The sequence below is a fragment of the Spirosoma knui genome, from assembly GCF_054780635.1.
The window spans coordinates 76,969-91,921 of record NZ_BAAGVY010000001.1 but is presented as its reverse complement, the minus strand read 5'-3'; the positions used below and the strand labels follow the sequence as shown (position 1 = coordinate 91,921).

Annotated in this window: 17 protein-coding genes; 2 read left to right on the top strand and 15 right to left on the bottom strand. The window is 48.8% G+C overall.

Annotation, left to right across the window (positions count from 1 at the left end; translation table 11 throughout):
• Nucleotides 1-7: 7 nt before the first annotated feature.
• The 5 genes from ACYVIY_RS00355 to ACYVIY_RS00335 all read right to left on the bottom strand — a co-directional run bounded on the left by ACYVIY_RS00355 (nucleotide 8) and on the right by ACYVIY_RS00335 (nucleotide 4,241).
• On the bottom strand, nucleotides 8-967 hold the full coding sequence (locus ACYVIY_RS00355) for an ABC transporter substrate-binding protein (protein WP_460974251.1): 960 nt from the start codon (nucleotides 965-967) through the stop codon (nucleotides 8-10).
• Between the two features lie 241 nt (nucleotides 968-1,208).
• Nucleotides 1,209-2,141, bottom strand: a complete 933-nt coding sequence (locus tag ACYVIY_RS00350; RefSeq protein ID WP_460974250.1) for a polysaccharide deacetylase family protein — start codon at nucleotides 2,139-2,141, stop codon at nucleotides 1,209-1,211.
• A gap of 185 nt (nucleotides 2,142-2,326) precedes the next feature.
• Complete coding sequence (locus tag ACYVIY_RS00345) at nucleotides 2,327-3,118, bottom strand: SDR family NAD(P)-dependent oxidoreductase (protein ID WP_460974249.1); 792 nt, start codon at nucleotides 3,116-3,118, stop codon at nucleotides 2,327-2,329.
• Between the two features lie 84 nt (nucleotides 3,119-3,202).
• The gene (locus ACYVIY_RS00340) at nucleotides 3,203-3,751 is read right to left on the bottom strand and encodes a DinB family protein (protein ID WP_460974248.1); all 549 of its coding nucleotides are present in this window, start codon (nucleotides 3,749-3,751) and stop codon (nucleotides 3,203-3,205) included.
• 205 nt (nucleotides 3,752-3,956) lie between these two features.
• Nucleotides 3,957-4,241, bottom strand: a complete 285-nt coding sequence (locus ACYVIY_RS00335) for a hypothetical protein (protein WP_460974247.1) — start codon at nucleotides 4,239-4,241, stop codon at nucleotides 3,957-3,959.
• Between the two features lie 97 nt (nucleotides 4,242-4,338).
• Between ACYVIY_RS00335 and ACYVIY_RS00330 the strand changes: the two genes are divergently transcribed.
• Nucleotides 4,339-5,481 carry a cysteine desulfurase family protein gene (locus ACYVIY_RS00330; protein WP_460974246.1) on the top strand — a complete coding sequence of 381 codons (1,143 nt, stop codon included), beginning with the start codon at nucleotides 4,339-4,341 and terminating at the stop codon, nucleotides 5,479-5,481.
• 71 nt (nucleotides 5,482-5,552) lie between these two features.
• Complete coding sequence (locus ACYVIY_RS00325) at nucleotides 5,553-6,701, top strand: ATP-binding protein (RefSeq protein ID WP_460974245.1); 1,149 nt, start codon at nucleotides 5,553-5,555, stop codon at nucleotides 6,699-6,701.
• 75 nt (nucleotides 6,702-6,776) lie between these two features.
• Here ACYVIY_RS00325 and ACYVIY_RS00320 read toward each other — a convergent pair whose 3' ends face one another.
• From ACYVIY_RS00320 to ACYVIY_RS00275, 10 genes are all read right to left on the bottom strand, one after another.
• Complete coding sequence (locus ACYVIY_RS00320) at nucleotides 6,777-7,187, bottom strand: PIN domain-containing protein (protein WP_460974244.1); 411 nt, start codon at nucleotides 7,185-7,187, stop codon at nucleotides 6,777-6,779.
• Nucleotides 7,188-7,439 (bottom strand): hypothetical protein, encoded by a 252-nt coding sequence (locus ACYVIY_RS00315; RefSeq protein ID WP_460974243.1) that lies wholly within the window; start codon nucleotides 7,437-7,439, stop codon nucleotides 7,188-7,190.
• 54 nt (nucleotides 7,440-7,493) lie between these two features.
• Nucleotides 7,494-7,634 (bottom strand): hypothetical protein, encoded by a 141-nt coding sequence (locus tag ACYVIY_RS00310; RefSeq protein ID WP_460974242.1) that lies wholly within the window; start codon nucleotides 7,632-7,634, stop codon nucleotides 7,494-7,496.
• 129 nt (nucleotides 7,635-7,763) lie between these two features.
• Entirely contained in the window at nucleotides 7,764-8,993 is a 1,230-nt protein-coding gene (locus tag ACYVIY_RS00305) for a DGQHR domain-containing protein (protein WP_460974241.1), read from the bottom strand.
• Nucleotides 8,994-9,004: 11 nt separating this feature from the next.
• Nucleotides 9,005-9,448 carry a hypothetical protein gene (locus ACYVIY_RS00300; RefSeq protein WP_460974239.1) on the bottom strand — a complete coding sequence of 148 codons (444 nt, stop codon included), beginning with the start codon at nucleotides 9,446-9,448 and terminating at the stop codon, nucleotides 9,005-9,007.
• A gap of 39 nt (nucleotides 9,449-9,487) precedes the next feature.
• Nucleotides 9,488-9,934 carry a hypothetical protein gene (locus ACYVIY_RS00295; RefSeq protein WP_460974238.1) on the bottom strand — a complete coding sequence of 149 codons (447 nt, stop codon included), beginning with the start codon at nucleotides 9,932-9,934 and terminating at the stop codon, nucleotides 9,488-9,490.
• Nucleotides 9,931-12,072, bottom strand: coding sequence for an AAA family ATPase (locus ACYVIY_RS00290; protein WP_460974237.1), 2,142 nt, complete (start codon nucleotides 12,070-12,072; stop codon nucleotides 9,931-9,933). Before ACYVIY_RS00290 ends, ACYVIY_RS00295 begins: the two co-directional genes overlap by 4 nt.
• A complete protein-coding gene (locus ACYVIY_RS00285; RefSeq protein ID WP_460974236.1) occupies nucleotides 12,072-12,293 on the bottom strand; it encodes a hypothetical protein in 222 nt (73 codons plus the stop codon). The genes ACYVIY_RS00290 and ACYVIY_RS00285 overlap by 1 nt, the downstream gene beginning before the upstream one ends.
• The gene (locus ACYVIY_RS00280) at nucleotides 12,290-14,554 is read right to left on the bottom strand and encodes a DEAD/DEAH box helicase family protein (RefSeq protein ID WP_460974235.1); all 2,265 of its coding nucleotides are present in this window, start codon (nucleotides 14,552-14,554) and stop codon (nucleotides 12,290-12,292) included. Before ACYVIY_RS00280 ends, ACYVIY_RS00285 begins: the two co-directional genes overlap by 4 nt.
• Nucleotides 14,554-14,949, bottom strand: a complete 396-nt coding sequence (locus tag ACYVIY_RS00275) for a DndE family protein (protein WP_460974234.1) — start codon at nucleotides 14,947-14,949, stop codon at nucleotides 14,554-14,556. Before ACYVIY_RS00275 ends, ACYVIY_RS00280 begins: the two co-directional genes overlap by 1 nt.
• Between the last annotated feature and the right edge of the window lie 4 nt (nucleotides 14,950-14,953).

The window sequence follows — 14,953 nt, the reverse complement described above, 5'->3', positions numbered from 1 at the left end:
GTTGCTTCTAAAAGCGGGCTATTGCCGGCACCTCCTCCAGGTATTCATTTGTGAATAATGTTTCCGGATCAATCTGGCCGACTACGTTGCCAGCAGCATCGGTGATGAACTGATTTCGGATAAGCCAGTTTGTGAACGATGTCCACACGGCACGATGCATGAATCCCCAGTTGCCTTCGCCATCGAGGTAATAGCCAGACGCCATCTCCTGACTTTGTTCCAGAAAATTACGATTGGCTAGTGTAGGATGCTTTGCCGTCTCGGCCAGCAGCCGGGCAGCCTCGTCGGGGTCTTCGACCGCGAACCGGAAACCGGCGGCTGTGGCTTCCATGAACCGACGTAATGCATCGGCGTTTTGGCTGGCCCAGTCGCGGTGAGCCGTCAGTACAGGGCTGTAGCCATAGGGGATGTCGTAGTCGTCGAGCAGAAACTGATTTAGCTCAACGCCGTGCATATCGGCTTTTATTCCTTCCCAGGGTAGGAAAATCCAGGTTGCATCGGCTTCGTTCTTCAATAAAGAACGCCAGATACCCAGCCGCTCCGGTTTATACGAAACGAACTGCCCCTGTCCCCCATCGTTCTGAATCATCTGCCGAATAATGGCGTCTTCGTACCGGGCTCCGTACGACGCATACACTTTACCATCCAGTTGCTGCGGACGACTTATGCCACTCTGCGCAAGCGTCACAACGGCACTGGCGTCACGGGCCAGTACAGCAGCTACCGCTACTAACGGCACGCCGTTCATCTGGTAGCTAATAACACTTTCGGAAGGCGTAATGGCCAGGTCAGCCTGCCCCTGAGCGACACGTTTGGCGGGTGTAGTCTTGTAGTTATCCTGATCGGGCGTACTAATTTGCACATCAAGTCCGGCCTTTTTATACGCACCTTTCGCTAAAGCGACGTAAAATCCGGTGTGAATGGTATTTGGTGTCCAGTCAAGGGCTAAGCGAATGGAGATTTCCATAGTGTATGGTGAGCAGAGATTCCGGCTAGCTAAACTACCCAATTTATGGAAGGTTCACGTCATTTACGTATTCGGTCGATAATGGCCGGTAACTGCTACTTATTAACAGAATAGTGCTAACGCTCCATCAGCTTGTTCTGACTTTTCTAATTGAGATTCTGACTAATGCTCTTCATAAAAATAGAGAGTACCGAAGGATCGGTACTCTCTATTTTTATCAGCAACAAGCGTGTCGATTCAACTAGTCGAAACTCTGAACCATGTTTCGATGCAGCGTTTTCGCCGTCCACTGACCACCGGCAATAATACGGCGTACGGTATAAAGCGGCATGCTGTCGTCGCGTTTGTCAGCCAGTGTAAAGGCAGCCGCGTAGCCTCGCTTCTGCAATTCGGGTAGCGCCTGCTTGTTCCACAAACCAAACGGATAGGCAAAATACTTGATGGGTTTACCGGTAATCGCTTCTAGCTTTGCTTTCGGCTCTTCAACCTGGATTTTCCAATCCTCGCCCTGGTATTTTTTCACGTTATGGTGATCCCAGGTATGAGCGCCAATCGCATGTCCCCGATCAGCCAAGTCTTTGATCTGCGTTTTGTCCATATAGGGTTGCTTACCGCGTCGGCCAATGGCAACTGTCATGATGAAAAAAGCGCCTTTAAACCCGTGTTTTTCGAGAATGGGAGCCGCCGTTTCGTATTGATCGAGGTCACCATCATCGAACGTCAGCATAATCGGCTTAGGCGGCAGCGGAGCACCCGTGGTCAGGTACGCATAGAGTTGATCAGGTAGAACGGTATGGTAGCCACTGTCGGCCAGCATTTGCATCTGCTCCCGAAAAGCAGCAACGGGAATGATGTAATCTTTTGCCGTTTTCGAATCTTTCGGACGCCAGTCCCGAACTTGGTGGTAGCACAAAATAGGAACCTGCGGCCGGGCCAGGATCGTGGCCGCATCGGCTATTTTACTGGCGGGAATCGACGACGGATCGGGGGCCGGAGTTGCCGGATCAGCTTTTGTCTCCGCCGGTTTTTCGGCTGCGGCTGCTTCGGTGATCGCAGCCGTTTCGGTGGTTTTAGTTGTATCGGACCCTTTTGACTGACAGCCGGTCAAGCCACCAGCGAGGAGAACAGATAAGCAGAAAGCGGTTAGAAAAGGTCTTGAATGACGAGTAAGCATAGCGATTTAGTATATCCCCAAACATACGGAAATCTGTTTGCTGTGGCTACCCTTTTTCGCAGACAGGCCAAATTTTAATCAGCCTTGGCATTAAATACACCTCCGTCTTGCCTTGTTGCCAGCTACTTTCGTAGCTCCGACACCGCTACGGCGGACCGTTCCTGTCGGAGCTACATAAGCAACAATTACACAGCGGCTTTGACCACTCCCCCATCGACTCGAATCGCGGCTCCGTTCGTAGCCGACGATAACGGACTCGCTAGAAAAGCCACCATCTGCGCCACTTCATCGGGCATAGCAAATCGGTGAATCAGCGAGGTTGGGCGCATATCCCGGAAGAATTGTTCTTCCATCTGCGCTTCGGTGATGTTTTGCTTGTCGGCTAATTCCTTTACGAACGTACCCACACCTTCGCTTTTCGTAGGGCCGGGCAAGACCGAATTCACGGTTACGTTAGTACCCTTTGTGAGTTCGGCCAAGCCTCGGGCTACGGCGAGCTGTGCCGTTTTCGTAGTCCCGTAATGAATCATTTCTTCGGGAATTTGCAGAGCCGATTCACTGGATATAAACAAGATACGTCCCCAGTTCCTGGCCAGCATCTTCGGAAAATAGACTCTCGACAATCGAACACCACTCAACACATTGACCTCGAAGAAAGTCAGCCACTCCTCATCGGTGATGTCGGTAAATTCTTTGGGACCGAAGATCCCCACATTATTAATGAGGATATCCACATCGGGCACCTGTTCCAGCATTTGGTTAATCGTATCTATCTTTCCAAAGTCGACCACTACGCCGACTACAGAACCAACTGCTTCGGGCTGAATCTTCGCAATAGCCTCATCAATCCGTTCCTGACTACGTCCTGTCAAGACCACATTTGCGCCTTCTTTAGCCAGTAGTTTGGCAATAGCAAAGCCGATTCCGGCCGTTGAGCCAGTTACCAGTGCCGTTTTGCCTGTCAATTGCAAATCCATACGTATTTAAATTTTCCGATTGGTTATTCATGTATAACCCAATCCTATTTGTAGGCCTGTTGTTTATCGAAGATTCGAAGCGAATCAACTCAGATTTGTCAGCAAGGTATTCGGTTGAAGTCCGAAGGCCAGTTCGATGTGCCCCTGGTGATGCGCTACGTGCCAGGTGGCCATATACAGCGCTTGCGTCAGGCTCAGGTTTATGTTCCGAACCGGATGGTAAACCGTTTTGCCCAATGTCGACTCGTCGAGGCTACGTAGTAAAATGACGAACCGCCGGGTAACACCATCCAGAATCACCAAGGAATCCTGAATGGGAGCGTCGGTAGCATCGGCCGTTTGGGCCCAGGCATCCATCAGAACGGTAGTCATTACGTAATCGCTCTCCGTCACCGCTTTTTTCATGCGCACAAAATTGAGCAACTGAATATCAGCGACATGATGCACTAACTGCTGAACCGTCCAGCTCCCCGGACGATACGTTTTCGCCAGCTCCTCCTGGGAGCGGTTCGCCAAAAGTTGTTCATAACGGGCGGGAGTCGTTTCCAGCACCTTAATAAGCTGATTGATTTCCTGGGTTGAATACTCATCTTTCGGCGAAAAGCGCCCGACAGGGTACTGAAGCTGCTCCATGTTACGTATTATGCGCTGGTAGTGATTGAGTTTAGGGCTCGACAACTCTATGCGGTCTATCAGCCAGCCTTAGCCACGTAACGCCATCCTGAACGAGTTTGTGCCTGCTAAACCGAAACGTTGTTTAGTTGCATCAAGTCAATTAGTCCGAAGAGCCGGTTTAACTTCTGCAGGTTATAAACCAATAAGAATTGTCGGACGAAAATCAGTCGGGTTTCGTTGCGGCATCAGCATGCTTGGTCGTGAAATCACCTTTTAGCCAACGTGCGGGCCGCAAGGTATTATCAATCAAATACTTGCCCGTTTTTGTATCAAGAATCATCAAACCACCTCTATCAGCCGTTACAACCTGATACCGACGTACCTCATTAGCCGTGTCTTGTTGGTGGCTATATGATTGATTAAAGTTTGACAACGACATAATGGCGAACACGCCCAGCGCACCAATGCAAAGTGATTTCAGGTCTAAGATTATAGTTATGTTTTTCATAAATGTTGGGGTTTTGAAATGCAGAATTAGTCGCTATGATCAGCAAAATATACAGGTTTTGCCGCTAGAGATTCCTTCTTAACGTTATCTTTATTTTATGATTTACCTCGACAATAATGCCACTACCCGCATTGACCCACGCGTTTTAGAGACCATGATGCCGTTCCTGACGGACAACTTCGCCAACGCGGCTAGCACCCATCCATTCGGTGTATCAGCGCACGAAGCCGTTAAGACTGCCCGTCAGCAGGTGGCCGATTTGCTAGGTTGCGAAACCCACGAGCTGGTGTTTACGTCTGGCGCAACTGAAGCGATCAATCTGGCGATCAAAGGTGTTACGGAGAATTATTCTCACAAAGGGAAGCATATTGTCACGGTCCAGACCGAACATAAGGCTGTGCTGGACGTTTGCCATTACCTGGAAACGCATGGCTACGAGGTTACGTACCTGCCCGTCCAACCCGATGGGTTATTAAATCTGAACGTAGTAAAAGCAGCCATTCGACCCGATACAATATTGGTGTCGATGATGCTGGTTAATAACGAAACTGGCGTTATTCAACCCATTAAAGAGATCGCAGCACTGGCTCATGATGCTGGTGCATTGTTCATGACTGACGCGACGCAGGCAGTAGGCAAACTCCCGATAAATGTTGACCAGTTTGGTATAGACCTACTTACGTTTTCCGCGCATAAGTTTTACGGTCCAAAAGGCGTTGGTGGTCTGTTCATCCGGCAGCGCAGGCCGAACAAGGTAAAGTTGGATGCAATTTTACACGGTGGAGGCCACGAGCGCGGTTTGCGGAGTGGAACCCTCAACGTTCCGGGGATTGTAGGTTTGGGTAAGGCTGCCGAACTCGCTCGCCTTGAAATGACCAAGGATAATCAGCGTATTGGGACGCTTCGTGACGAGTTAGAGGCTGCCTTGCTAACGATTCCCGGTACTCGTGTTAACGGTAACCGGGAGCATCGGCTTTATAACACGACGAACATCTACTTTGAAAATTGTGACTCCGATGCGCTAATTATGGGCCTAGAAGGCATGGCTGTTTCCAACGGTTCAGCTTGCACGGCTGCGAGTATTGACCCTTCGCACGTATTACTCGCACTCGGCCTGAACGAGCAAGAAGCATTCTCATGTCTGCGGTTTAGTCTGGGGCGGTTCAATAACGAAGACGATATAACGACCACAGCAGATGCAGTGAAAGGAATAGTCGAAGAGTTACGGGCGTTAGTTTAACAATTAATCAAGTAAATTTGCATTCTCATTGGAAATTTACTTGATTAATATTTACACGTTCGCTACAGTCGTTGCTCCAAAATACCTTGTCTTATTTTCCGGCCGTTGCTGTCCTAGGCCCTCGACAGGTAGGTAAGACAACTTTGGTAAAGACACTTTTGAGCAATTACATTAAAGAAGTTATCTATTTAGACTTAGAGTATTTCGTTGATCAGAATCGGCTTAAACAACCTGACCTATTTTTTCAGGCTAACCAAGACAAGGTTGTTGTGCTGGACGAAATTCAACGAATGCCCGAACTGTTTCCGCTGCTTCGGTCATTGATTGATCAATACCGGGTTCCGGGGCGCTTTGTATTATTAGGTTCGGCCTCGCCCGACCTGCTCAAAAATCCGTCGGAGACACTCGCCGGACGTATTGTCTATTTAGAGCTTACTCCTTTGCATTTACTGGAAGTTTCAGAACAGTATAGCTACCGTGATCACTGGCTGCGCGGAGGATTTCCAGACGCCTTGCAGGCTCCAAACCAACTAATCTGGCAGTTATGGATGGACAGTTTCATCCAGACCTACATTCAACGCGACCTACCAGACTTGGGCTTACCAGCTCCAGCCAGCACCGTCCGTAACTTGCTGACGATGCTGGCTGGTATTCAGGGTGGTCAACTCAATTATAGCGATCTGGCTCGCTCGCTTGACCTGTCCGTATCAACGGTTCAGCATTATGTTGGTTTCCTGGAAAACACGTATCTGATCCGTCGACTGCCGCCATTCTTTGTCAACATCGGTAAACGGTTAGTGAAAGCGCCTAAAGTATTTGTGCGCGACAGCGGATTAATGCATCGACTGACCGGCATCGACGATTTTAACGCTTTGTCGGGCAACCTACTGCTAGGTGCTTCATGGGAAGGCTACGTTGTTCAGCAGGTTATTGCCCGACTGAAAACGGATATAACTCCATACTACTATCGGACGCAGAATGGGGCCGAACTAGATTTACTCCTAGTTAAGGGCGGAAAACCAATTGTTGCGCTGGAGATTCGGTATTCTAACGCCCCAACGCTGACACGCGGCAACACGCAGGCTATTAACGACCTTGGTATTGACCAGGCCCTCGTTGTCACGCCGGAAGCTGATGGCTACTGGCTCCAAAAAGATGTCCGGGTATGTAGCATTACGAACGTTTGGGACTCATTGGAACCGTTCGGAGTGCTGATGTAATGTATGATGTACATCTTTGGCGCTTTTTTGTACATGATAAACCGCTCGTATGCATTTCGTGTACATGACTGTTGTTCAAAGGATCGTAATCTTCAACTTTGTGTGGTGCTGAATAAGTTGAAAATCAGATCTATTGTATGTGTACAATCTGTCACAAAACTCTTCCGCCACGGCTGTATGTACGCAGTCACTCATGTGGCTGAAACTAACTCGGTAGGCTATTTCTGCAGCCCGTTGCATTTGTTCCAGTGTAACAGGTACCGGATTTAAGAGGTAAAAGTCATTCAAGTGTCCTGTGATTTCATCGCGACTTACTTTCACTCTAACTTTAGTCAGCGCAAAAGCCAGTTCATTGAGCGACAAGGTAGAAATAAAAAACAGGCCATTAGTGATGGCCTGTTCAATAAGCTGAATGGCTTGTTGGTGCTTGATAGGTTCTTGCTCAACGCAGTAGTTTACCAACACATCGGTGTCAAAGTATATCATTTAATGGTTGCCCTTCCAATACATTTCGTCAATTATCTTATTGATGTCAATGTCGGCATCAATTTTCTTAGGGGGGTATTTCTGACGAGTCTCTCGCATGCGCTTCAATAGTTCCTGGGGGTCATAACGCGGGGCGTCATCTCGTTTTAGAGTGACGGTTACTGGACGATCATCTCCCTCAAACAACTGCTCAATCTTCTGTAGAAGTTGCTCTTTTAGCTCGCTTGGCTTAGCGACAAATGTTGCTTCCATGCTTATTCTGTTTATCTGCCACCAAGATAACGAAATCCAAGGCATCTGAGTTGCTTAGATAAAATCGGCAAACTCATCTTCCAAATGTTGCCGCTCACGAGCGTCCAACAGACTCAGTTCTTGACGGATGCTCTCTACATCATAGGGCTCCTGTTCCATCGCCCGACGCCGAATGAACACGACGAAATCAGCCACCTCGCTAAGGTATTGGTTGGGCAGGCCTTTGGTGCCTTCAGTAATAAGTTATTCACAATTTGGTGCTGTATTCATAATCGTATATGGTTAACTACTGGAAAGATACTACAATTCGTGGAGAAGCTGAGTTCACATACTGCCCAGCAACCCCTCTATACTCCGCTTCGTCCCTTCTGTGGTCCGTACCTCGAACCCATTAGCCATCAGAAGCGTAGCCCTGATACGCGAACGCCCGACCCCTGAAGCCTGATACAGATTATTAGTAAAATCAACGTGGCTAACGGAAGCAATATATCGCCTGAAATTGGTCTCGTTTGGGTTATCCTGCAAAATTCGCTTTAGCAAATCGAAAAGAGCCAGAACGCCTACCGTCTTGATAATGTAGGAAGTGGCCGGTGCCGGTCGCCAAAGTAAAGTGTCTACTTCATCGAAGAATTGTTTTATCGTGTCATAGATTCGATCATCTTGATTGGACAAATACAATTCCCGAAGTGGAGACGAATCGCTGTATGAATTCACCATATTCCGACTGCGGCCAAACAGCTTCTCCTGCGCCATTTCTACCCGGTCACGCTTGGGCTTACTTGAAATGAGTGACAGAATGCCGTCAACAAGTGTAGCCATCGAAATAAACCAGTCTGCTTTGTTGACGAATAATTTCTTCGGATCGAGTGGAGCAATTTTGATTCGTCGGTAAAAAGGAGAATCTGTTTTGTTGTTCAACTTACGACTCAGGAAAACGGCCAGCTTTTCAGGTGTCCAGGATTTTTGCGGTTCGTCATCGACGTTAAAACCAAATTGTTCTAATGCTAGACTACGGTCTACTTTTTTCTGGTTGCCGTTGATAGTTGCAAATAAAAACGCCTGGTACGCATTAGGGAGGCTAAAGAAGATAGCGCATGGCAGGTCTATGGCAGCATGGTCGGAATTTTGTATATATTCAAAGGCCATGACCCGGTGTTGCCCGTCAATGATAGATGCTAATTTTTCGGCAGTTGGAATCGTAATTTTATAAACTCCTCCACACACCGTTTCGTCAACCCGCCAGCGAATTGTATCAATTTCACTGCTTTCGGCTTCGGCTGGTTCTTCCAGTACATCCCCCTCCGGCGTGTAGTTGGCCGCGAGAATAATGGAATTCGGGAAAGCCATTTCAACCGAGTCAATATATCGGGCTATTTCAGTAAGACGGTTTTTGTCGCGTTTACGTTGATTCCCTTTTCGGTTACCGGCAGCATCAGCGTAGATCATCTCTTCGACAAAAGTGACCTCCCGTAACTTATCAGCAGGGATAGTCGCTAAGTAAAACTCACCTAATGGCTGAGTAACTTTTATCGCATGAAACTCGAGGAACGGCATAAATCAATTAATTAAAAGTCAGAGCCTCCCAACGAATTAAAGGGGTCAACCTTTTCTTCTTTAACATTAGCGTTCCACCATGTTCGTAGAGATAAATAAATACCCGCACCCGAAGAAATATAAGCTATTCCAACGTGCTGAAATACCGAACTTAACGTGGCGACCAAGACGAGGACAAAGCTTAGTGCCAAAATTCCAATACCATCCATCACCATAGACTGCCATTTTTTTACACTTGTTTCAAGGCTATTTTTTTCCAATGTGTCTAGTAGCCGAATACCTTGGTCTGCGCAACCGCTGACAACTACACTTATGAAGTAAGTTACCATGTTTGGAGGAACGTCTTTCCAATCAAAATTTTGGTTGCTAAGCAGCGTAATTAGTATAGGAAGCCAGACACCTGCCCCGCCTATACAGACAATTACATACCAGAAATATTTTTCTTTAGTCTTCATCAATTCAATATACTTGCCTCGTAAAATATATTGCTACAATTACCCCCGCGTCATCAACTCGTTCAGCATGTTGTCGAAATTGTCGAAGTGGGTTTTGCCTTTTTCGTCGAGTATCTCGGCGATGAGGTCGAAGCCGCCGTTGGCGTATTCTTCGATGATGCGAATAACCTCGCGGGGGTCGCGCAGGACGTCGATACCGGTGTCGGCTTTGGCAAGGGCGGCACAAATCAGCGTTTTATGCACTAAAGGACCGTTGTCGCGGATAGTGCTGAACGCGAAGGCATCACCGGTAGGTGCGTCGAGAGGGCGACGCCGGTCATTGGTGAAGCCAAGCACAGCCGCCCAAGCATAACACTGCCATAGCTGCGAAAAGATGGGACGGTTGCTTACCTGTCCACGTGCCTCGGCGTAGCGGTCGATAATGTCTTTGCGATAACGGGCTTCGTAACGGGGTTTGAGAACGGCAATGTCGGATAGAAAACTCATTTAACGCGCTTAGCTTTGGTGTAGGCTTCGTACTGTGTGAATCGCTCGGCACTGGAATTTTCCGAGTAGGTTTCCAGCGAATAAATGGTCCTGACGGCCGGGTTTTGCTTTACCTCATCGAAGCGATACTGATTGATGTCTTTCGTGATAATAATGCTCTGACCAAACGCCGACGCCAGGCTATTTATGTAGGCAATGGTCGTTTCATCGTCTAGATTAGATGTTGGGGCGTCGGCGATAAACGGATATTTTGTGCCGCCAACCTCTTCGTTCAGCGCGAGCATGGCGTTGATGATGCACATCTTCATCAGCGTGAAATTGCCGGTATTACCACTGTTGACTGTATACTCATCGTTCTCCGTCCGGGCAATTTTATACGTCACTTTGTCAATCGAGATTTTCCCGTCGACAGCCCGATTGTGTTTGGTAATGGCCTGGTAGAAGGTATTCGCCCGTTCCTCAATGGTGCCCACCATCTCAACTTTTGCCCGGTCCTTCACCTGCCCCACTACGCCGTTCATGAAGTTTGCCAGTTCATACCAGCGTTTTTCGGGAACATTGGCTACACTACCTGCACCCGACAGGTTCAATGTCGATTCGAGCGATTTAATTTTTGCCATGCACTCAGTGATGTCTACCTTCTTTTTCCCGATTCTGGTTTCCAGATCGGTCAATGCCCGGCTCATCGACGTAAATTTGCTGAGCTGCGTCATGGCCTGATTTGGGTCGCTCAAGTGGTGTTTTTGCAGCAAAGCGCCAATCGTCTCCTGAATACCCTGCAAAACTTCGTTGGCTCTGTTACGCTGCTGAACGGCCTCATCTATCCGGTCTATCGATTCGGCAATCTGAGTATCGATACCATCCAGCGAGCCAATTGCTTCATCAGGAAAGCTAAGTACCTGTTGCACTGAATCGCGCAGTTCCTGGTTGTCTTTACGCTGTTTATAGAAATCTTCCTGTACCTGAATCCGGTTCTGAATGTGCGTGTGGGGCGGAGAACCGGCTGGCGCATCTGTGCCACAAACCAGGCACTGCGCTTCGCCCAGCATACGTTCCAGATAGGCTTTGGCGGGTACGTCGGCAGGGAGTTCGTATTTGGCGTTGCCGCTGCGCTGCGTTTCGTAATCCTGCATTCGCTGCCGGGCTTCCTGCATCAATCCCGCCATACCTTTCAGCAGCCACTTTTTCTGAAATTGGCTCTTCTGCCGATCTATTTCGTCGTCGATGCGGGTTCGGGCTACCTGGAAATCAGTTTCGGCTTTACTTTCCTTTTGCTTCAGGGGCGGAAATTCCTGGTATGCCTTCAACTGCGTTTCGGCCTTTTCTTGCGCCTGACTCGCTTCCGTTCGCTGATTTTCCAAGTCATCCAGTTCCCGGTTCAATCGGCGCAGTTCTTCTTTTCGTTCGGCCAGCTTACGTACCTGCTCGTCATACTCCCGCTGATTGCTGGTAGCGGCACGCTGCTTTTTATTGCGTTCCTTCTCGATAACGTCAGTAGCCTGGTCGATTAAACTCGACAAAGTGACGTAGCGCGGGAAATAAGAAATGTATTTGATGGCCTGCTCGAATGTGTTACGGTTCGAGAAATCAATCAGGCGGTCGAGGGCTTCTCCCTGAAACCAGACGTAGTTCCTGATTTCGCGAGGGAAAAGTTTGCGTAGCTGCTCCTCTACCTCAACCTGCGTATCCAGAATGGTTAGGTTCGTGCCTTCGTGGAAACGCACTTCGGCCCGGCTGTTATCTACCCGCCAGGCGCGGTCGTCGTGCCAACTGGCCCCGTTGGTCAGCCGTTCGGCCGTTACCATCCGGCAAAAGGTATAGTCGACGGGTAGCTGTTCGCCTTCCTGATGGCAAATCACCAGTTCAACGGTTACGTCGACGTGTTCGCCCGGACCGGTCAGAAACCGGGCGCGGTCGTTGATGAACGAGGCTTTGGGCGACAGCAGGTTGGTGTTGACCCAGTTGTCGCCCGTGATGTATATGTCTCCGAACAGCACCCAGTAGAAAGCGTCGAACAGCTTCGACTTGCCTTTGTTTATGCTGCCAACCACTACGTTCAGCCCCTCGCTGAATGCCAGCACGTTATCGTCGCCATAGTACGACTGAAAGTTTTTTAGCCGAATTGATTTGACGTACATTAGGAAACAAGCTGACTGAGTTTAGTGACGATACTTTGGGCGGCCCTTTTTTCATCAGGGAACCGACCATTCTTCAAGCCTAACTGCGCGTCGACTACGGCCTTCGTCAGTTGGTCGAGCAAGTCGTCGGTAGCGCCTTCGGGTGCGGATTGCCGACTGATTTCGGCTTTTATTTCATCAATCATCCGGTCGCGAACGCCTTTTTTAGGTGTGGGATTCATGGATTGTCGTGCTGGTTTTGGTCGTCCTGGAAATCGTTTAGTTGCGCATAGATGTCGATGTCGAGCGTCTCGGCCAGTCGAAACACATCCCCCCGCATAATGTCGACAAGGTTATCGGCAAGGGATGCGAAGTTGACTACCCGCCGAAGTTCGTTCTGGAATAAGTTAATTTCCTGCTGGGCCAGCTTGCCGGTCTCACCGAAGGGCGGCATCACAACCATGTCGTATAGGGTAGCTTTGTGCTTCTCCTTGTGCTTGCGAAGGATACGCCCCCGACGCTGCACGAACTGACGGGGATTGCCGGTGCTGGCGCAGAAAATGGCCGTTTCGGTACGGGGTACGTCGACGCCCTCGTCCAGGCACTTCATGGCCAATAGCATATCCAGCCGCCCTTCCGCAAACTGCCGGAGAATGCGCTGACTGTCGGCTGTTTCGCCCAGAAACTGATGCGTTCGGTAGCCGTCGGCGTTTAGTGCCTGTGCATATTCATCGATGATACGCCGGTCGGCGGGGTCAAGCGAATGGTCATCATCGGTCGTGTAGTCGGGTTCGTAGCCTTCGGGTACGTAGATGAAGGTGTAAGCCAGCCGCTGCCCGGCAGCATTGCGTTCGTTCAGGATACGTTGCAGGGCGCGTTTTTTGTTGCGGGCTTTATGAATGACCTGCTTTCGTTGCATCAGCAGCCAGTCGGCGGAAGGGCGAAAATGCCCGGCTTTGGCGTCGAAGTGGCCCATAAGCTGCGCCGTATACTTCCGGTATTCATCGGCTTCGTCGGTATCCAGCGCCACCAGTAGCGGGTAGTAATCGTAGCGACACAGAATACCCTCGTCGATGGCCCGCTTCATCGAATAGCTAAACGTGTAAGCAGGTGGCCGGGCATTGAAAAAGGCGTACAACTCCGCCGACCCGCCCGTATCATAAACCCGTTCGGGCGTGGCCGACAGCCCAATCCGGCGGACGATGTCGTATGGCAGATTTTTCAGCGATTTAGGCGCACCGAGGTTGTGCGTTTCGTCGGCGATAAGTGTAAAGCCTTCTAGATCAGGTAGCTGCTCATAAAAACCCGCCTTGAACTTTTTGGCGTTGAACGTCGCGTATGTAGTGATGATAAAGAGGTTGTCAGCTTTATTTAATCGCCTGCGTAGACTGAACTTGGATAGCCGTTCAGTCCAGTCTTTATCAGCGACGGTAGAAACAACCTCCTGAAAGTTGAAACTCCGAACTTCCTGTACCCACTGAATGGCAAGTGCTTTGGTAGGCACGACCACGATAACCCGATAGTGCCCCGTTAGTCGGTATTCTTCCAGAATGCAGTTGAGGGCCGTGAGGGTTTTGCCGGTGCCTGTAGCCATCGCAAATAAGCCCTGATACTGATTACCAACCCATTTCTGGTAAGCCGTTGTCTGGTAGTCCCGTGGGCCGTCTACGTGCGGGAAACGGGGAGTTTGTGCCTGTGTCACCATACGCTGTTCCGCTTCTTCTATCATTTTAATTAGGCGTGGATTGGCTGCTATTTTGGCTTTCTTTTCTGCCAGGAGTTTGCGCTCGTCATATAGCAACTCACTCAATTGTTTCTGACCAAAATCAGTCAAAATGCATTCTTTAAGTTGATAGGTATCAAGGTACTCAACATAATCAGCCTCTTTGCTAAATATACGTTCAAACTCCTCTTCTTGCTCAATTATACCAAATTGTTCGAGTTCGTTTCCCCAGCTTCTCTTTATGTCGAGCACTTCCAAATTTTCGACAAGGCCGGAATACGTGAAGTTACATGAAGACGTAAACATGACCCGACTCTTTCCGTCTGATAAGGTGCCCGTTTTATAGTGCGTTATACCCTGACTACCTTTTGGTTTGGTGGCTATTAGCTGTATTCGCTCGTTAGCAATCAGATAGGCTAGACAGTTAAAAAAATGTTCACCGTAAGCAGTCAACTGCGATTTGAGTTTCCGATAATCAGCCAGGAGATAAGCTATATCTGACTGGTTATTCACTCCCTTTATCCTCTCAGCCTGCTCAATCGTTGCAATATCATTAGGATTAAGCACATGATTGGTTATCAAGCGCATGGTTCCTCCATTGACGATAAAAGATGCAAAGCTTTCAGCCAGCGTAGCAATGGCCGTCGAACTGAAATATCCAAGAAGTAGATCGCAGGTAGTTGCTGCCGAGAGTACAGAAAAGAAGAACGTCAGTGGCTCAAATTCTGCTCCACTGCGGTATCTACCAGAGCGCGGATACTCGATTCCGAGAATTGACATTACTCTACCGATCCAAATCCCTCTTCAATCTTGTTGACAAGAAACTCCATACCTGTAGCATTCGGGTTCTCCCTCATCTCAGCAGCGATTAGTTCCAAACCGTCATCAATGTGCATTTTGATATATTTAGGAATGTCCTTATCTGTCTTGTACAATTCGTAGTGCTGGCATATTAAAGCGATATAGAAAGGAGAACTTGAGCCAAACAGAACATTCTTACTATACTCTTTCCCCTTAGAGTCTTGTATGTCTTCCACGTTCATCCTCTTGCCAGAAGCGATAGAAAAAGCGAAAGCAAGACGTGCAATTACGTTTTCTGGTCCGAGACTCAGTTTGCGTGTCAGATCAGACACCTGTGCCTTGTTGGCCAAAGACGTTTTTATCGTATTGAACATATCC